This is a genomic window from Xanthobacter wiegelii, from assembly GCF_043193855.2.
Taxonomy (GTDB): Bacteria; Pseudomonadota; Alphaproteobacteria; order Rhizobiales; family Xanthobacteraceae; genus Xanthobacter; species Xanthobacter flavus_A.
In genome coordinates this window covers 2,813,883-2,831,515 of record NZ_CM195529.1, presented here as the reverse complement: position 1 = coordinate 2,831,515, position 17,633 = coordinate 2,813,883, and the positions used below count along the sequence as shown (strand labels likewise).

At 67.3% G+C, this 17,633-nt stretch carries 18 protein-coding genes; 11 read left to right on the top strand and 7 right to left on the bottom strand.

Features of this window, described 5'->3' with window-relative positions; genetic code table 11:
- Positions 1-456, top strand: coding sequence for an acyl-CoA thioesterase (locus V5F63_RS13060; RefSeq protein WP_394102417.1), 456 nt, complete (start codon positions 1-3; stop codon positions 454-456).
- A 72-nt stretch (positions 457-528) separates the two neighbouring features.
- Here V5F63_RS13060 and phbB read toward each other — a convergent pair whose 3' ends face one another.
- Complete coding sequence (gene phbB / locus V5F63_RS13055) at positions 529-1,251, bottom strand: acetoacetyl-CoA reductase (protein WP_209489529.1); 723 nt, start codon at positions 1,249-1,251, stop codon at positions 529-531.
- 202 nt (positions 1,252-1,453) lie between these two features.
- A complete protein-coding gene (locus V5F63_RS13050) occupies positions 1,454-2,632 on the bottom strand; it encodes an acetyl-CoA C-acetyltransferase (RefSeq protein WP_209489526.1) in 1,179 nt (392 codons plus the stop codon).
- A gap of 275 nt (positions 2,633-2,907) precedes the next feature.
- Here V5F63_RS13050 and phaR point away from each other — a divergent pair, with 275 nt between their 5' ends.
- Positions 2,908-3,600: a polyhydroxyalkanoate synthesis repressor PhaR gene (phaR, locus tag V5F63_RS13045; protein WP_209489524.1), complete on the top strand. Its 693-nt coding sequence runs from the start codon at positions 2,908-2,910 to the stop codon at positions 3,598-3,600.
- A gap of 117 nt (positions 3,601-3,717) precedes the next feature.
- On the opposite strand, the gene V5F63_RS13040 is transcribed toward phaR, so the two are convergent.
- Both V5F63_RS13040 and rpmF read right to left on the bottom strand, forming a co-directional pair.
- Positions 3,718-4,125, bottom strand: a complete 408-nt coding sequence (locus tag V5F63_RS13040; protein WP_209489522.1) for a hypothetical protein — start codon at positions 4,123-4,125, stop codon at positions 3,718-3,720.
- Positions 4,126-4,628: 503 nt separating this feature from the next.
- Positions 4,629-4,814, bottom strand: a complete 186-nt coding sequence (rpmF, locus tag V5F63_RS13035; RefSeq protein WP_024279215.1) for a 50S ribosomal protein L32 — start codon at positions 4,812-4,814, stop codon at positions 4,629-4,631.
- A 383-nt stretch (positions 4,815-5,197) separates the two neighbouring features.
- On the opposite strand from rpmF, the gene V5F63_RS13030 reads away from it, so the two are divergent.
- Positions 5,198-6,130, top strand: a complete 933-nt coding sequence (locus tag V5F63_RS13030; RefSeq protein WP_394029242.1) for a peptidylprolyl isomerase — start codon at positions 5,198-5,200, stop codon at positions 6,128-6,130.
- A 94-nt stretch (positions 6,131-6,224) separates the two neighbouring features.
- Here V5F63_RS13030 and hspQ read toward each other — a convergent pair whose 3' ends face one another.
- Both hspQ and V5F63_RS13020 read right to left on the bottom strand, forming a co-directional pair.
- Positions 6,225-6,548 carry a heat shock protein HspQ gene (gene hspQ / locus V5F63_RS13025; RefSeq protein WP_209489518.1) on the bottom strand — a complete coding sequence of 108 codons (324 nt, stop codon included), beginning with the start codon at positions 6,546-6,548 and terminating at the stop codon, positions 6,225-6,227.
- A gap of 199 nt (positions 6,549-6,747) precedes the next feature.
- Positions 6,748-7,788, bottom strand: coding sequence for an HpcH/HpaI aldolase/citrate lyase family protein (locus V5F63_RS13020; protein WP_394102418.1), 1,041 nt, complete (start codon positions 7,786-7,788; stop codon positions 6,748-6,750).
- Positions 7,789-7,927: 139 nt separating this feature from the next.
- On the opposite strand from V5F63_RS13020, the gene V5F63_RS13015 reads away from it, so the two are divergent.
- Positions 7,928-8,734 carry a gamma-glutamylcyclotransferase family protein gene (locus V5F63_RS13015; RefSeq protein WP_394102419.1) on the top strand — a complete coding sequence of 269 codons (807 nt, stop codon included), beginning with the start codon at positions 7,928-7,930 and terminating at the stop codon, positions 8,732-8,734.
- 94 nt (positions 8,735-8,828) lie between these two features.
- Entirely contained in the window at positions 8,829-9,785 is a 957-nt protein-coding gene (locus tag V5F63_RS13010) for an AEC family transporter (RefSeq protein ID WP_394102420.1), read from the top strand.
- A gap of 45 nt (positions 9,786-9,830) precedes the next feature.
- Here the strand turns inward: V5F63_RS13010 and V5F63_RS13005 are convergent, their stop codons facing one another.
- Positions 9,831-11,009, bottom strand: a complete 1,179-nt coding sequence (locus V5F63_RS13005; protein WP_209489512.1) for a UbiH/UbiF family hydroxylase — start codon at positions 11,007-11,009, stop codon at positions 9,831-9,833.
- A 194-nt stretch (positions 11,010-11,203) separates the two neighbouring features.
- Here V5F63_RS13005 and V5F63_RS13000 point away from each other — a divergent pair, with 194 nt between their 5' ends.
- The 6 genes from V5F63_RS13000 to acpS all read left to right on the top strand — a co-directional run bounded on the left by V5F63_RS13000 (position 11,204) and on the right by acpS (position 17,542).
- Positions 11,204-11,959, top strand: a complete 756-nt coding sequence (locus tag V5F63_RS13000) for a TerC family protein (RefSeq protein ID WP_209489510.1) — start codon at positions 11,204-11,206, stop codon at positions 11,957-11,959.
- On the top strand, positions 11,956-12,711 hold the full coding sequence (locus V5F63_RS12995; RefSeq protein ID WP_209489508.1) for an SDR family oxidoreductase: 756 nt from the start codon (positions 11,956-11,958) through the stop codon (positions 12,709-12,711). Before V5F63_RS13000 ends, V5F63_RS12995 begins: the two co-directional genes overlap by 4 nt.
- Before the next feature lie 68 nt (positions 12,712-12,779).
- Positions 12,780-13,754 carry a quinone oxidoreductase family protein gene (locus tag V5F63_RS12990; RefSeq protein WP_394102421.1) on the top strand — a complete coding sequence of 325 codons (975 nt, stop codon included), beginning with the start codon at positions 12,780-12,782 and terminating at the stop codon, positions 13,752-13,754.
- 184 nt (positions 13,755-13,938) lie between these two features.
- Complete coding sequence (locus tag V5F63_RS12985; protein WP_209489504.1) at positions 13,939-16,146, top strand: RelA/SpoT family protein; 2,208 nt, start codon at positions 13,939-13,941, stop codon at positions 16,144-16,146.
- A 221-nt stretch (positions 16,147-16,367) separates the two neighbouring features.
- The gene (locus tag V5F63_RS12980) at positions 16,368-17,138 is read left to right on the top strand and encodes a pyridoxine 5'-phosphate synthase (protein ID WP_394102456.1); all 771 of its coding nucleotides are present in this window, start codon (positions 16,368-16,370) and stop codon (positions 17,136-17,138) included.
- Complete coding sequence (gene acpS, locus V5F63_RS12975; protein ID WP_209489502.1) at positions 17,135-17,542, top strand: holo-ACP synthase; 408 nt, start codon at positions 17,135-17,137, stop codon at positions 17,540-17,542. The genes V5F63_RS12980 and acpS overlap by 4 nt, the downstream gene beginning before the upstream one ends.
- Positions 17,543-17,633 lie beyond the last annotated feature (91 nt).

Here is a 17,633-nt window from a genome sequence, read left to right as displayed (position 1 = left end):
ATGAGCGGGGCAGGGGGAACGGCGGCGCGCGAGGAGCCGGTAACGATTGATGGCTTCCATCATGTGCTGCCGATCACGACCCGGTGGATGGACGTGGACGTCTACGGCCACGTCAACAACGTGGTCTATTATTCCTACTTCGACACGGTGGTGAACGAGCATCTCGTCTCCGCCGGGCTGCTGGACCCGCAGACGAGCCCGATCATCGGCCTGGTCGTGGAGACGCGCTGCACCTATTTCCGCAGCCTCACCTATCCGGCCCCGGTTATGGCCGGGATGCGGGTGGCGAAGCTGGGCTCGTCCTCGGTGCGCTACCAGATCGCCCTGTTCCAGGGCGACGACCCGAGCGCGGCGGCGCAGGGGCATTTCGTCCATGTCTATGTGGAGCGTGAGACCCAGCGGCCGGTGCCGATTCCCGCGCCGGTTCGGGCGCTGCTCCAGACGCTGGTGATCTGAAAAGCGTCTGAAAATGCGAACGGCCCGCGTCCGGGAGGGACGCGGGCCGCCTTCATTCGCCGGAGGGCGCGATCAGCAGATGTACTGGGCGCCGTTGACAGTCATGGTCGAGCCGGTGATGAAACCGGCGTCGTCGGAGGTGAGGAACACCACCGCGCGGGCGATATCCTCCGGCTCGCCGAGGCGGCCGACCGGGATCGTCGCCACGATCTTGGCCAAAGCCTCCGCCGGCACCGCGCGCACCATTTCGGTGGCGATGTAGCCGGGGGCGATGGCGTTGACCGTGATGCCGAGCTTCGCGGTTTCCTGCGCGAGGGCCTTCACGAAGCCGATCTCGCCGGCCTTGGCGGCGGAATAATTCGTCTGGCCGAACTGGCCCTTCTGTCCATTGATGGACGAGATGCAGACGATGCGGCCGAACTTGCGGTCGCGCATGCCCTCGATGACGTTGCGCGTCATGTTGAAGGCGGAGTTGAGGTTGGTGTTGATCACCGCGTTCCACTGGTCGAGCGACATCTTGTGGAACTGGCCATCGCGGGTGATGCCGGCGTTGTTGACGAGGATCTCGATCGGGCCGACCTCGGCTTCCACCTTGGCGATGCCCGCCTTGCAGGCCTCGAAATCGGACACGTCCCACTTGTAGGCGGGAATGCCGGTCTTTTCGGTGAAGGCCTTGGCGGCCTCTTCATTGCCCGCGAAATTGGCGACGACGGTCTTTCCGGCGGCCTTCAGCGCCACCGAGATTGCTTCGCCGATACCCCGCGTGCCGCCCGTGACCAATGCGACGCGTCCCATGGTTTCCCTCCTTCACTTAACGCTATTGGCTCGACCTGAATAATCCCCACCCAGCCGAAGCGGGTCGAGCCACGCTCGGGCGGTGTGTAGCAAGTCGGTATTTCCGTTCGGAGACGAAGGGCCGCGATCCAAGGCCGCGACCCCTTTAAGGACGGGAAGGCCCGGGGCGCAGCCTTCCGTCCTGCTGCCTGAACCGGTCGGCTCAGTCGCGCTCGAGGCACATGGCGATGCCCATGCCGCCGCCGATGCAGAGGGTGGCGAGGCCCTTCTTGGCATCGCGCTTCTGCATTTCGTGCAGCAGGGTCACGAGGATGCGGGTGCCCGAGGCGCCGATCGGATGGCCGATGGCGATGGCGCCGCCGTTCACATTGACCTTGGAGGTGTCCCAGCCGAGGCCCTTGTTGACGGCGATGGCCTGCGCGGCGAACGCCTCGTTGGCCTCGATGAGGTCGAGATCGTCCTTGGACCAGCCGGCCTTTTCCAACGCGAGCTTGGACGCCGGGATCGGGCCCGTGCCCATCACCGACGGATCGACGCCGGCCTGCGCCCAGGAAACGATGCGGGCGAGGGGAGTCTTACCCTCGGCCTTGGCGCGGGCGGCGCTCATGAGCACCACGGCGGCGGCGCCGTCATTGATGCCGGAGGCGTTGCCGGCGGTCACGGTGCCCTCCTTGGCGAAGGCGGGCTTCAGCTTGGCCATGGCGTCAATGGTGGCGCCGTGGCGGATGTACTCGTCCTGGTCCACCACCACGTCGCCCTTGCGGGTGGAGATGGTGACGGGGACGATCTCGTCCTTGAACTTGCCGCCCTTCTGGGCCGCCTCGGCCTTGTTCTGGGAGGCGACGGCGAACTCGTCCTGCTCGGTGCGGGTGATCTGGAATTCCTTGGCCACGTTCTCCGCGGTCACGCCCATGTGGTAGCCATTGAAGGCGTCCCACAGGCCGTCCTTGATCATGGTGTCGGCGAAGTCGGCATTGCCCATGCGCACGCCGTTGCGCAGGTGCGCGGCGTGGGTGGACTGGCTCATGGATTCCTGGCCGCCGGCCACCACGACCTCGCTGTCGCCGTTGGCGATGGCCTGGGCGCCGAGCGCGACCGAGCGCAGGCCCGAGCCGCAGACCATCTGCACCTCGTAGGCGGGCGCCTCGATGGGCACGCCGGCCTTGATCGAGGCCTGGCGGGCGGGGTTCTGGCCCTGGGCGGCGGTGAGCACCTGGCCCAAAATCACCTCGCTCACGGCTGCCGGGGCGACGCCAGCGCGCTCGAGGGCGGCCTTGATGGCGATGGCACCGAGCTCATGCGCGGGAAGCGTGCCGAGCGCGCCGTTGAACGACCCGACAGGGGTACGCGCGGCGGCGACGATGACGACCTCGTCCTTCATGGAAGTCTCTCCTGGGAAGATCGGGCGGGTGGCTCCGCGCCTCTTTGCCGGATGGCGAGTGGGAAGGCTTGACCTCTATCGTGTCCGGGCCGGACCATGTGTCAATGACCCATCGCATGGCAAGGGGGCGGATCAAAAGCAGCTGTTCAACCTTGGTCGGGACGCCAGGGAACCGCGCTGCGAAAGGCGCCATGGGCAGCGCACACAAAGTGGTAGCTCTGCACTTGGAAACGCCTTAACCTGCCGTTCCGCCCAAGGAAACGGATGACCGGACGATGGCCAAATCGCAAGAGCCAGTCACCATCAAGAAATACGCGAACCGCCGTCTCTACAACACGGGGACCAGCACCTACGTGACTCTCGAAGACCTCGCCAACATGGTGAAGGAAGGCGAGGATTTCGTGGTGTATGACGCCAAGAATGGCGAGGACATTACGCACTCGGTATTGACGCAGATCATCTTCGAGCAGGAAAACAAGGGGCAGAACCTTCTGCCCATCGCCTTCCTGCGCCAGATCATCCGCTTCTACGGGGACAGCATGCAGATGCTAGTGCCTCGTTACTTGGAAGCGTCCATCGACAGCTTCACCAAGGATCAGGGCAAGTTCCGGGATCACCTCTCCCAGACGCTTGCCGGCACGCCCTTTCCGGTGCCGGGTGCTCCGTTCGCCGGATTGGACGAGACGGTGCGCCGCAACATGGAAGTGTTCGAGCGTGCGTTCCACCTGTTCCTGCCCTTCCCAAAGGGCGACGAGCCGGCGACGCCCGCTGCTCCGGCCGCCGCGCCCGCGCAGGCTGTATCTGCGCAGCCCGAGCGTGTCGACGAACTCGACGTCCTGAAGCGCCAGATGGCGGATATGCAGGCCAAGCTGGAGCAGCTCGTTCCCAAGCCGGAGCCTAAGCTCGTGGCCAAGAACGATGCTCCCGGTGAAGCCCGCAGCCAGCCGAAGGAAGGCAGCGGCAGCTGATCGACCCGCGTCGCCGGCCGCCCGATAGGGGGCCGGCGTCTCGAAATCCAATACATGCGGAATCCAAGAGATGCGCGGTGGCCGGTTCAGCCGGGCCGTTGCATCGCAGTGCAGTCGTTACTGCTGCACGCGCGGATCGACGCTGAAGTCGCGTTGCGCGACCCGGATCGAGACCGAGAATCCGGCCACCACGTCCAGCAGCATGATGCACAGCAGGATGGCGAACACCGAGTTTCCGGCAGGGCGCACCAGCAGGAACTCGGCGAGGCCGGCCGCGAACACGAGCATCGACAGCATGTGATCGATGATCGAGCGCGAGGTGATGCGCGTTGACTTCAGAATCTCGAAAAACAGGAAGAACAGGCTGAGGACGATGAAACCCTCCGCGAGGGTGATCGTCCATTGCGCCCCCGACATCATGTCGACCGTGGTGAGCACAGTGGTCCATTCCGTGCCGGGCATCAGGAAGACCATGATGTTGTAGAGGGCGAGGGGGACGATCAGCAACGGGACGGGTGTCAGCATTGGTGCTCCTCGGGACCGCTCAGCCGGCAAAATGCCCAGGATGGCGCTTGGGATCACCCCTTCGGCACCGCCCGGCTCCGGCCGATGCGATGACACATCGGGCGCCAAATGTCACGGACGCGGAGGCGGCCCGGGGTGCGCCATTCCGCCTGATCGCCAGTTGGGTAAGGGGAGAATCAAGGGCGGGCGAAGGCAGCACGCGCAATGCGCCGTGCGCAGGTCGCGCGTTCATGCGCAGCCATTTGGCTCATGGGATGGGCAGATTTGGGGAGAGAAAGAGCGCCGTTGGAAAGACGCGTGCCGTTTGGCCGGTCGCTCTAAAACGGTGATCCCATGCGCGGGAGCGAATCGCGTGGCGGCGACACGGGCGGGAACAGATGGGCCCGGTCGCTGAGCGTGACGCCTCCGGGGCCGAAGCGCCCGCTTGAAGGGCGCGGCGCGCCGACGGGTTGCGCCGGCGCTGCAGCGGGCGGCCGTGCGGCCGCCGCTCGCTTGAATGAAGCTCAGGCCTCGGCCTTGGGCTTCAGGATCTGACGGCCGCGATACATGCCGGTCTTGAGGTCGACGTGGTGCGGACGGCGCAGCTCGCCCGAATCCTTGTCTTCCACATAGGTGGGCTGCTTCAGCGCGTCGGCCGAGCGGCGCATGCCGCGACGGGACGGCGAGGTCTTTCTCTTCGGGACAGCCATTGTCCAAACTCCTGAACGACGGAACGAGCCAGGTGACTCGCCAACTGGCGCAACATGCGAGCGCGCCGGCTGGCGCCCTTGCGGCTTTTCGAACTTGTGATCGGTGTGCGCCGAACCTGAAGACGGAAGACGACGCCTGTGCGCGTTCGTCTAGAGCCCGGTTGCGAAATGCCTGGAAGCAATTCGCGGGGCTCGCCCTGGGGCCAGCATTCCCGATTGAAGGCGCGCCTTATACAGGCTCGCGCGTGGGAACGAAAGCCCCGCCGTGCGTTTTCCAGTCGCCGGTATGCCGCAACAATGCCCTCTTGTCAGCGGAGGACACGTGAGCAAGGTTGCGCGCGCATCGGCGCATCCGACGACACATATCCGAGGAAAACGGCCCTATGAAGCGTTCCGCTCAGCTTTCCCTCTTCGCCGCCCTGCTCGCGGCCTCGGTTTCCGCGGCCTCCATGGGGGCGGCGTTGGCGCAGGGAGCCCCGGCACCCGCGGCCGCTCCTGCTGCGGCCCCTGCGGCAGCCCCCGGCGCCGATCCGGTCCTTGTCACCGTCAACGGGACGCCCATCCGCCAGAGCGAGCTGAACATCGCCATCGAGGACATCGGCTCCGGCCTGCCGCCCGAAGTCCGTGGCCCGGCCCGCGATGAATACGTCCTGTCGTTCCTGACCGACATGACCCTTATCGCCAAGGCCGCCGAGGCGCAGAAGATCGACCAGACCCCCGAGTTCCAGAATCGCCTCGCCTACGCCCGCATGAAGGCGCTCATGGAAGCGCTCATGATGCAGGAGGCCAAGAAGGCCGTTTCCGCGGAGCTCAAGCGCAAGACCTACGACGATCTGGTGAAGTCCGCCCCCGCCGACATGGAAGTCCACGCCCGCCACATCCTGGTGGACGACGAGGCCAAGGCCAAGGACATCGCCAAGCGCGCCAAGGCCGGCGAGGACTTCTCCAAGCTCGCCAAGGAGAATTCCAAGGACAGCGCCGAAGACGGCGGCGATCTCGGCTATTTCACCAAGGACCAGATGGTGCCGGAATTCGCCGAAGCTGCGTTCAAGCTGGAGAAGGGCCAGGTCTCCGACCCGGTGAAGACCCAGTTCGGCTGGCACATCATCAAGGTCGAGGACAAGCGCCAGAAGCCGGTGCCGGCCTATGAGCAGGTCGAGGATCAGGTGGAACAGTACCTCGTCCGCAAGGCGCAGGCCGACATGGTGACGAAGCTGCGCGCCGACGCGAAGATCGAGAAGACCGCCGCCCCCGCCAAGCCTGCCGCTCCCGCTCCCGCTCCGGCTGCGCCTGCGGCTGATCCGGCGAAGAAGTGAGCCGGCGGCACCTGCCGTCGTCTTCTCTCTAAAAGAAAAACCCCCGGCTTGTGGCCGGGGGTTTTTTCGAGTCCAACGATCAGTGAACGGCTCGTCAGTTCACCAGATCGGGCCGCACCCGCCAGCCGCCGGCGCCATCTTCCGAGAGGGCCTCGGTGACCTTGGGGTGGCGCACCGGCTCCTCGGATGTGTCGCGCTCCAGATTCTGCTCGGAGACGTAGGCGACGTATTCGCTGTCCGCGTTCTCGGCGAGCAGGTGGTAGAACGGCTGGTCCTTGTGGGGGCGGATGTCCTCGGGAATCGAGAGCCACCATTCCTCGGTGTTGTCGAACACGGGGTCCACGTCGAACACCACGCCCCGGAAGGGGAAGTGCTTGTGGCGCACCACCTCGCCGATGCGGAACCTCGCCTGACGCATGCCCGCACCGAGTTCTGACGCAGCGTAATGCGTGGGGTCTTCGGGGATGCCGTCGCCAATGGGAGCAACGATTGCGGGCTTTGCGCGCGCTTTGTCCTGGCTGGCCATGTCCCGCCTCTTCCTGACTATTCCACTGCGCCCGAAACCGGGCGCGAGTGCCGCGGCGACCTTCGCCGCGGCCGCTGGTTAACTAATTCTCTCACAATCCGTAGGCTTTGCCCATTTCCGGGTCCTTGGCTGCGACAATGCGGGCAAGGTCGACGATCACCTTGGCCTGCTTCCAGGTGGCATCGTCCTGCATCTTGCCGTCGATCATCACCGCGCCCGCGCCGTCCGGCATGGCTTCGAGAATCTTGAGCGCGAACGCCACCTCGCCCGGATCGGGCGAGAACACGCGCTTGGCGATCTCGATCTGCGTGGGGTGCAGCGACCAGGCGCCGACGCAGCCCTGCAGGAAGGCATTTCGGAACTGGCTCTCGCACGCGGCGAGGTCGGCGAAGTCGCCGAACGGGCCGTAAAACGGCTTGATGCCGTTGGCGGCGCAGGCATCCACCATCTTGCCGACGGTATAATGCCACAGGTCCTGCTGATAGCCGGCGCGCGGCTTGTCACCGTCCGGATCGGCCAGCACCTTGTAGTCCGGATGGCCGCCGCCGACGCGGGTGGTCTTCATGGCGCGGGAGGCGGCAAGATCGGCCGGGCCGAGGCTCATGCCGTGCATGCGCGGGGAGGCGGCCGCGATCTCCTCCACGTTCTTCACGCCCTCGGCGGTTTCCAGAATGGCGTGGATGAGGATGGGCTTCGCGATGGAGTGGCGCGCCTCAAGCTGGGCGAGAAGCTGATCGAGATAGTGGATGTCCCAGGCGCCCTCGACCTTGGGCAGCATGATGACGTCCAGCTTGTTGCCGATCTCGCTGACGATCTCGACGATGTCGTCCAGCACCCACGGGCTGTTGAGGCAGTTGATGCGGGTCCACAGGCCGGTGGAGCCGAAATCGGTGGCCTTGGCCATCTCGATGAAGCCCCTGCGCGCGGCCTCCTTGGCGTCGGAGGGAATCGCGTCCTCCAGATTGCCGAGCACGACGTCCACCTGCTTGGCGATGTCCGGCACCTTGGCGCGCATCTTCTCCAGGTGCGGCGGCACGAAATGGATCATGCGCTCCAGCCGCACCGGCAGTTCGCGATAAGGTGCGGGCGCGCCGATGGCGAGCGGCTTGAAGAATTGGCGCGGCAGCTTCATGAGTCCCCCCGTATGGATCGGGCGAGGGGTGTACAACCCCCCGCAGAACCTGTTGATTGCAATGCAGCATAGCTCGCCCGCCCGCGCAACACGACTTCAGGGCGAAGGCGAAAGCGCATCGGGCAGGGGGACCTTGGGCATGATGATCTCGCGGCGCGGAATGCTCGGCGGTGTCGCCGGGCTGGCTGCTTCCACCCTGCCGGTGATGGGGAAGGACTTCTGGGGCCAGCGTCTCGCCAATGCGCCGCGGGACTTCCTGTTCGGCTACGGCTCCCTGATCAACGGGCCGTCGCGGACCTCCACCTCCGGGCGCCCCGTGCCCGCCATCGCGGCGCGAATCTCGGGGAGCTTCGGCTATGTCCGGTCATGGGCGTCGCGCTTCACGCCGCGCGAGGGCGCGGCGGGCTTCACCGCCCTCGGCATCCGCCCGCGCATGCCGGGCGAAGAGGCCTACAGCATCAACGGCGTCATCTTCCCGGTGAAGGATGAGGCCGAGCTCGCCGCGTTCGACGCCCGCGAGGGGGGCTATAACCGGGTGGAGCTGGATCAGGCCCATGTGGAAGCCGTCGACTGGGAAGGCCTGCCCCGCGTCGGCAAGATCTGGATCTACGTGCCGAAGAATTCCGACGGCAAAGGCCCAGCCGATCTCCAGTACCCTGACGTGAACTTCCCGCTGGTGCAGTCCTACATCGACGTGGTGCTGCAGGGCTCGCTAGAGGAGGGGCCGGACTTCGCCCGCGAACTCATCGAGACAACGCTGGACTGGAGCCCCTTCTGGCTCGACGACCGTCCCATCGCGCGCCGCGCCTGGGCCGATACGCCGAACTCCGGCGCCATCGACCGGCTGCTGGCGACGGTGGAGCCGGCCGCGAGCCAGTTCCGCAACCGGCTCTATCCCGAGCTTTATGCCGCTCGGCATCTGATGGGAAAGGCGGGGGCGCGCTGATCGGGGGCGCCTGCGCTTTCCATCCATCGCGGGGCTTTGTAGGAAGGGGGCACCACTGCTGCCTCCGCCGCCTTCCGGCCAGCCTCCGGCGATCATGAGCGACCTCTTCGGCCTTGCCTTTCCCTTCTTCGGCCTCATCTTCCTCGGCTATTTCTGCGGCCGCAGGGTGAAGCTGCCGGAGGCGGGGCTCGCCTGGCTCTCCTTCTTCATCATTTATGTGGCGCTGCCGGCGCTGTTCTACCGCATCGTGGCGCAGACGCCGTTCCACGAGCTGGCAAATCCCGCCTTCATCGTTGCCGTGCTGGCCTCCACCGCCACCATGTCGCTGCTGGCGCTGGGCGTCGGCCTGTGGTTCAGGAAGGGCAACATCGGCGAGGCGGCCATCGCGCTTACCGCCGGGGCCTATGCCAATGTGGGCTACATGGGGCCGGGCCTGACGCTCGCCGCCTTCGGGCAGGCCGCCGCGAGCCCGGCCGCGCTCATCTTCGCCACCGACAGCGTGTTCTTCTTCACCGTCGTGCCGCTGCTGATGGCGACGCGCGGGCGGGGCGAGAGCATCGTCCATACCCTTGTGCTCATCGCCAAAAGGGTGCTCACCCACCCCTTCAACATCGCGACGCTGCTGGGCGTGCTGGCGGCGGCGTTCGAGTTCAAGGAGCCGGACGCCCTCTCGCGGATGCTGGATTATCTGAAGAACGCCGCCGCGCCCTGCGCGCTGTTCACCCTCGGCGTCACCGTGGCGCTGCGGCCGCTGAAGCGCGTGCCGGTGGAGCTTGCCCCGCTTCTGGTGCTGAAGCTCCTCGTCCACCCGTTCGTGGCGCTGGTCTCGCTCTCGCTGTTCGGGCCGTTCCTGCCGGTGTGGGAGGAAACGCTGCTGCTGATGGCCGCGCTGCCGCCGGCGCTCAACGTGTTCGTGCTGGCGCGGCAATACCATGTGTTCGTGGAGGAGGCGTCCACCGCCGTCCTCCTCGGCACGCTGTCGTCGGTCGTGACGGTCACGCTGATGCTCTATCTGCTGCGCGAGCACCTCATCCCGCTCAGCCTGTTCTGATCGTCACGCCACCAGCTTCACGCTGCCAGCTTCATGCGGCCAGCTTCACGCCGCCTTGTCGCCGACGCCGAGGCGCATGAGCGTCCGCCGCAGCGGGCCGACGCGGTCGAGCAGATAGAGGCCGAAGCCGCGCACGCTCTGCACCGGCACCAGATCGGACAGGAGCGAACGGTTGAGCAGGTCCACGGCGGACATGCGGTTCGAAATGTCGCGCTGGCGCTTGTCCGCATAGCGCGCGAGCACCTCGCGGCTGCCGGGATCGCGCCCGGACGCCAACGCATCGGCCACGAGCGCGACCAAAGCCGCCGCATCCCGCAGGCCGAGATTGAGTCCCTGAGCCCCGATGGGCGGCATGATGTGCGCCGCTTCGCTCAGCAGCGCCACGCGGTCGCCGACGAGGCTTTCCGCAGTCTCCGCCGCCAGCGGGAAGGCGCCGCGGCCACCCTCCATCTCGAACCGGCCGAGCACGGAGGAGGCGCGCGCCTCCAGCTCCCGCGCCAGCGCCTCGTCGCCAAGGCCGAGCAGGCGGATGGCTTCGCGCTCGGTGACCACGCAGACGATGGAGGAGCGCTCGCCCGCGAGCGGCACCAGCGTGAAGGGGCCGCTCTCGGTGTGGAATTCGGTGGAGGTGTCCTCGTGGGGCCGCGTGTGTCGCACGGTGGCGGTGAAGGCCACCTGTGGATAGGCGCGGTTGCGCATCTTGATGCCGGCGGCCGCGCGCACCGTGGACTGCCGTCCGTCCGCCCCCGCGACGAGACGGGCGGAAAGGCGCGCGCCGTCGGCGAGGGCGAGCGTCACTGCATCCGGCGCGAAATCGATACGCTCCACAGAGGTGCGCGCGATGTGGAGGTCCGGCATCTCCATCGCGGCGGCGAGGAGGCTGTTGCGCAGGGCATCGTTCTCGATGTTGTAGCCGAAGGCGTCGAGGCCGATCTCGGCGGATCGGAAGGTCACCTCCGGCGCGCGCACAAGCCGGCGGGTGGCGTCGGCGATGCGCATGTCGCGCAGCGGCGCCGCGCGGGGCGCGATACTCGCCCAGACGCCGAACGAGTCGAGGATGCGCACCGAGCCTTCCAGCAGAGCCGTGGTGCGGTGGTCCGCGCCGCGATCGGGGCCGGTGACGAGCGCGGTCGACACGCCCCGCGCGGCGAGGCCGATGGCGGTGGCAAGCCCGGCGGGACCCGCGCCGACGACGACCACCTCGTGCATCACGTCGTGTTCCATCGCTGCCTCCTCATGGTCGGATCACGGGACACTAGAGCCGACTCTACTCCGGCGAAAGCTGCGGAGATGCCGCGGATACGTGCAGGACGAGGCCGCGGACCAGCGCGTGCGCGCCTGGTGTTGCTGTGCTTCGCACTTGCAGTCGCGCCGCGTTCCGATCAGCCTTCGCGAATCTGGGGCAGGGGAGCGCGCCGATGCTGGATTGGATCACGTCGCCGGAAGCCTGGGCGGCGCTGGTAACGCTGACGGCCATGGAGATCGTGCTCGGCATCGACAATGTCGTGTTCATCTCGCTGGTGGTGCAGCGCCTGCCGCCCGCGCAGGCGCTGCGGGCCCGGCAGATCGGCCTTTCAGCAGCGCTTCTGCTGCGCATCGGGCTGCTGTTCGCGCTCTCCTGGCTGATCGGCCTCAGAGAGTCGCTGTTCTCGGCGTTCGGGCATGACTTCTCCTGGCGCGATATCATCCTCATCGGCGGCGGCGCCTTCCTGATCGCCAAAGCGACTTTGGAGATGCACGGCGCCCTGGAAGGCGAGGACGAGCCGGGCGCGGCGGATGGGGCCGGAGCGGCCAAACGCGCCTTCGCCTCCATTGTCGTGCAGGTGATCCTGCTCGATCTGGTCTTCTCGGTGGATTCCATCCTGACGGCCATCGGCATGGCCGAGCATCTGGCCATCATGGTGATGGCGGTGATCATTGCGGTGGGCATCATGTTCGTGGCCTCCGGGCCGCTCTCCGCCTTCATCGCCTCGCATCCCACCACCAAGATGCTGGCGCTCGCCTTCCTGGTGCTGATCGGCGTGACGCTGGTGGCCGACGGCTTCGGCGCCCATGTTTCCAAGGGCTACATCTATGCGGCCATGGCCTTCTCGGTGATGGTCGAGGCGCTCAACGTCGCCGCCGCCGGCCGTCGCCGGCGGCGGATCGCGCTCAACAGGGGAGGCGAGGAATGAACGCGGACAAGGTTCTGCTCGTCACCGGCGGCAGCCGGGGCATCGGCGCGGCCTGCGTGCGGCAGGCGGCCGAAGCCGGCTACGGTCGCATCGCCATCAACTACACGCGCGACGCCGCCTCTGCGGACGATGTGGCCGCCGAGGCGCGGGCGCTGGGGGCGGAGGTTCTGGTGGTCAAGGGCGACATGGCGCGGCCGGAGGACATCGCCCGTCTCTATGAGGAGGTGGACGCCAATCTCGGCACCGTCACCGACCTCGTGAACAACGCCGGCATCACCGGCCGCGCCGGTCCCTTCGCCGATGCCGACCCCGCCGAGATGGCCCATGTCATCGATCTCAACGTCACGGGGGCGATCCTTGTGGCGCAGCAGGCGGTGCGGCGCATGTCCACCGCGCGGGGCGGCAAGGGCGGCGCCATCGTCAATATCTCCTCCATGGCGGCGACCTTGGGCTCGGCGGGGGAATATGTCTGGTACGCCGCCAGCAAGGGCGCCATCGACAGCTTCACGCTGGGGCTCGGACGGGAGGTGGCGCGCGAGGGAATCCGCGTGAATGCCGTCGCGCCGGGCCTCATCGCCACCGACATTCACGATGCGAGCGGCGTGGTCGGGCGGCTGGAGCGCCTGACGCCGTCCATCCCCATCGGCCGGCCCGGCACGGCGGAGGAGGTGGCGGAGGCGGTGCTGTTCCTGCTGTCCGAAGCCGCGAGCTACACGACAGGCGCGGTGCTCAAGATTTCGGGAGGGCGCTGACTGCGCTTGCGGCCGACCCCGCCCGCCCTATGATCCCTCCAACTTCGGGAGGATAGGGGTTGGTTGCCATGGTTCATGCGGTTCAGGTGCATCAGACGGGCGGACCCGAGGTGCTCACCTTCGAGGAGGTGGTGGTTGCGCCGCCGGGGCCCGGACAGGTGCAGGTGCGCCACACCGCCATCGGCCTCAACTTCATCGACGTCTATTTCCGCACCGGCCTCTACAAGGCCGCCAGCATGCCCTTCATTCCCGGCAATGAGGGCGCCGGCGTGGTCGAGGCGGTCGGCCCTGACGTGACCGATTTCCACCCCGGTGACCGCGTGGCCTATGCCATGACCATCGGCGCCTATGCGGAGCTGCGGAACGTGCCAGCCGCGGCGCTGGTGCATCTGCCCGCCGCCATCGACGACCGCACCGCCGCGGCCATGATGCTGAAGGGCATGACGGCGCAGTATCTCGTGCGCCGCACCCACCACATCAAGCCGGGCGACGTGATTCTGGTGCAGGCCGCCGCCGGCGGCGTCGGCCTCATCCTGTGCCAGTGGGCGAAGTACCTCGGCGCCACCGTCATCGGCACCGTGGGCTCCAAGGACAAGGCCGAGCTGGCCCTCGCCAACGGCTGCGACGAGGTGATTCTCTACCGCGACGAGGACTTCGTGCACCGGGTAAAGGAGATCACCTCCGGCAAGCTGTGCGACGTGGTCTATGACGGCGTGGGACAGGCCACCTATCCCGCCTCCCTCGACTGCCTGAAGCCCCTCGGCCTGTTCGTGAGCTTCGGCAACGCCTCCGGCGCCATCAAGAATTTCGACCTGCTGCACCTCTCCGCCAAGGGCTCGCTGTTCGCGACCCGCCCCACGCTCGGCACCTTCGTCGCCAAGCGGGCCGACCTCATCGCCACCGCCAACGACCTGTTCGAGGCGGTGCTGACCGGCGCGGTGAAGATCCCGATCCACCAGACCTATGCGCTGAAGGACGTGCAGAAGGCACACCGCGACCTCGAAGGCCGCAACACCACCGGGGCGACGCTGCTTCTGCCGTGATACTCGCGCCTCCCTCTTCCTCATGGGGAGGGGGAGGGAGGCGGGCCAAGGCATGCGCGACATTCCCACACCCATGCAGTGACAATGGCTTGCGCATCCCGCCCCCCCGCATGATATCTACGGTCCAACAGGATGGGGCGGGTGCTCAACCCGCTCCGCCGTGCTGCGACGGATCGTTCCGGCCATGATGCGCCAATACGAACTCGTCGAGCGCGTTCGACGGTATAATCCCAACACCGACGAGGCGCTGCTCGACCGCGCCTACGTCTACGCCATGAGGGCGCATGGCAGTCAGCTGCGTGCGTCCGGCGATCCCTATTTCTCCCATCCGCTCGAAGTCGCCGCGATCCTCACCGATCTCAAGCTGGACGATGCCACCATCGTCTCGGCCCTGCTGCACGACACCATCGAGGACACCAGCGCCACCAAGGCGGAGATCGAGCGCCTCTTCGGCCAGCAGATCGCGACGCTGGTGGAGGGGCTCACCAAGATCAAGAAGCTCGACCTCGTCTCCAAGCAGGCGAAGCAGGCCGAGAATCTCCGCAAGCTCCTGCTCGCCATCGCCGACGACGTGCGAGTGCTCCTCGTCAAGCTCGCCGACCGCCTCCACAACATGCGCACGCTGAAATGGGTGCCGCCGGAGAAGCGGGACCGGGTGGCGCAGGAGACGCTGGACATCTACGCGCCGCTGGCCGCCCGCATGGGCATGCAGGACATGCGCGAGGAGCTGGAGGATCTCGCCTTCCGCCAACTGTCCCCGGAGGCCTATGAGAGCATCACCACGCGCGTCTCCGAGCTTCGGCAGGTCAACGGGCCGGTGGTGCAGGAGATCGAGCGGGAGCTGAAGGACGAACTCGCCCGGCGCGGCATCGTCGCCGAGGTCAAGGGGCGGGAGAAGCGGCCGTTTTCCATCTGGGGCAAGATGGAGCGCAAGGCCATCGGCTTCGAGCAATTGTCGGACCTCTACGGCTTCCGCGTGCTCGTCTCCTCGGTGGAGGACTGCTACCGGGCTTTGGGCGTGGTCCACACCAAGTGGGCCATCGTGCCCGGCCGGTTCAAGGATTACATCTCCACCCCCAAGCCCAACGACTACCGTTCGCTGCACACCACCGTGGTCGGCCCGCGCCGCCAGCGCGTCGAGATGCAGATCCGCACCAAGGACATGGAGGAGATCGCCGAATACGGCATCGCCGCCCATGCCCTCTACAAGGATGCGTCGGGCGCGCCAGGGGAGATGCTCTCCCACGAGAGCCGCGCCTACGCCTGGCTGCGCAAGACCATCGAGAACCTTTCGCAGGGGCTCTCGCCCGAGGAATTTCTCGAGCACACCAAGCTCGAGCTGTTCCACGATCAGGTGTTCTGCTTCACCCCCAAGGGCCGGCTCATCGCCTTGCCGCGCAAGGCGACGCCCATCGATTTCGCCTATGCCGTGCATACCGACGTGGGCAACACCGCCGTGGGCTGCAAGATCAACGGCTCCATCGCGCCGCTGGTGTCTGAGCTGAAGAACGGCGACGAGGTGGAGATCATCACCTCCAAGGCGCAGACGCCGCCGGGCGCGTGGGAGACCATCGCCGTCACCGGCAAGGCGCGCGCCGCCGTGCGCCGGGCCACGCGTGCCGCCGTGCGCGCCCAATATGCCGGCCTCGGCCGCAAGATCACCGAGCGGGCCTTCACCCGCGTCGGCAAGCCCTTCACCGAGGACGCTGTGGCGAAGGCCACGCCGCGCCTCGCACGCGCTTCGGCGGAGGATGTGTTCGCCGCCATCGGGCGGGGCGAGATCAAGACCGATGACGTGATCCGCGCCGTCTATCCCGACTGGGTGCCGCCCCGCCCCGAGGAGCGGTCCGAGCGCGCCAGCGGCGAGGGCTGGTTCGAGCTGAAGCGCGGGCACAACCTGAAGTTCAAGATTCCCGAGGGCGCCAAGGCCGAGCGGCTCGATGCCATCCCCATCCGCGGCATCAACGGCGACCTGCCGGTGCGCTTCGCGCCCGATGGCGGGGCCGTGCCAGGGGACCGTATCGTCGGCATCCTCACGCCGGGCGAGGGCATCACCATCTATCCCATCCAGTCGGCGTCGCTGCAGGGCTTCGAGGATGCGCCCGAGCGCTGGCTCGACGTGCGCTGGGACGTGGACGAGCTGTCCGAGGGGCGGTTCCCGGCCCGCATCGTTGTCACCGCCCGCAACGCACCCGGCTCGCTGGCGCAGATCGCGGGCGCCATCGGCGACCGGGGCGGCAATATCGACGGGCTGCAGATGCATGCCCGATCCGCCGATTTCCACGAGATGGTGATCGACGTGGAGGTGTTCGACCTCAGGCACCTCAACGCCATCATCGCCGACCTCAAGGCCCGCGACGTGGTCTCGCAGGTGGAGCGCGTGAACGGCTGAAGTTGTTATGATTAGGCGTGTCTCACCGGTCGAGGCAGGTCCTTGAGTTGTCATGCCCCGGCTTGTCCGGGGCATCCACTGTCCCGTTTGCCGCGTGATCGATGACGGGGCACCGGCCTGTCGGCTAGGTGGATCCCCCGGACGAGCCGGGGGATGACAAAGCGGGTAACGGTGTTCTGGACCATGCAGGAACGCGCGTGACGACGGCAGGAGCGGAAACGATGGCGGTGCTGGAGCCGGTGCGGCTGGGGGTGAACGTCGACCACGTGGCGACCGTGCGCAACGCGCGGGGCGGCCTCCTGCCCGACCCGGTGCGCGCCGCCCTCCTCGCCGCCGCTGCAGGCGCGGATGGAATCACCGCCCATCTGCGGGAGGATCGCCGCCATATCCGCGACGCGGACATGGCGCGGCTGAAGGCAGACATCGACCTGCCGCTCAATTTCGAGATGGCCGCCACCGAGGAGATGGTGGGCATCGCACTCTCCATCCGGCCCAACGCCTGCTGCCTCGTGCCCGAGCGGCGGGAGGAGCGCACCACCGAGGGCGGCCTCGATGCGGCGGGTCTCGCCGCCGAACTCGGCCCGCGCATCGCCCGGCTAAAGGCGGCCGGCATCCGCGTCTCGCTCTTCATCGCGGCCGAGGACCGGCAGATCGCCGCCGCCGCCGCGCTCGGCGCCGACATCGTGGAACTGCACACCGGCGGCTGGTGCGACGCGGTGGCGGAAGGTCGCACGGCGGAGGCCGAGACCGAGTTCGCGCGGCTGAAGGCCGGCGCGCGGCAGGCCCACGGGCTCGGTCTGGAAGTTCATGCCGGCCATGGGCTGGACTATGCGACGGCGGAGCGCATCGCGGCGTTTCCCGAGATCGTGGAGCTGAACATCGGCCATTTCCTCATCGGCGAAGCCATCTTCGTCGGGCTGGAGGCGGCCATCGCCACCATGCGGGCGGCCATCGCCGCCGGGCGCGCGGCAGCAGCGGACGCGGCGGCATGATCCTTGGCATCGGCTCCGACTTCTCGGATGCGCGCCGCATCGCCAAATCCATCGAGCGGTTCGGCGACCGGTTCCTCAACCGCGTCTTCACGCCGCTGGAGCGGGCAAAGGCGGATCGGCGCAAGCTCAGGGCGGAGACCTACGCCAAGCGCTTCGCAGCCAAGGAGGCCTGCGCCAAGGCGCTCGGCACCGGGCTGAGCCGGGGCGTGTTCTGGCGCGACATGGGCGTCGTGAACCTGCCGTCCGGCCAGCCGACGCTGGTGCTCACGGGCGGCGCGGCGCGACGGCTGGCGGAGATGGTGCCGGAGGGATATGAGCCCCGCATCCATCTGTCCCTCACGGACGAAGGGCCGCTGACGGCCGCCCATGTCATCATCTCGGCGGTGCCGCGCTCCGGCGCCTGACGCTGGAGCAGGTGGGGCGGGCGCGTTGCCGGGAGGCCGGGAAGCCTCTATAGGGGCGGTCTCGCCTGTAGAGGCCGGCGCGCATCTGCCG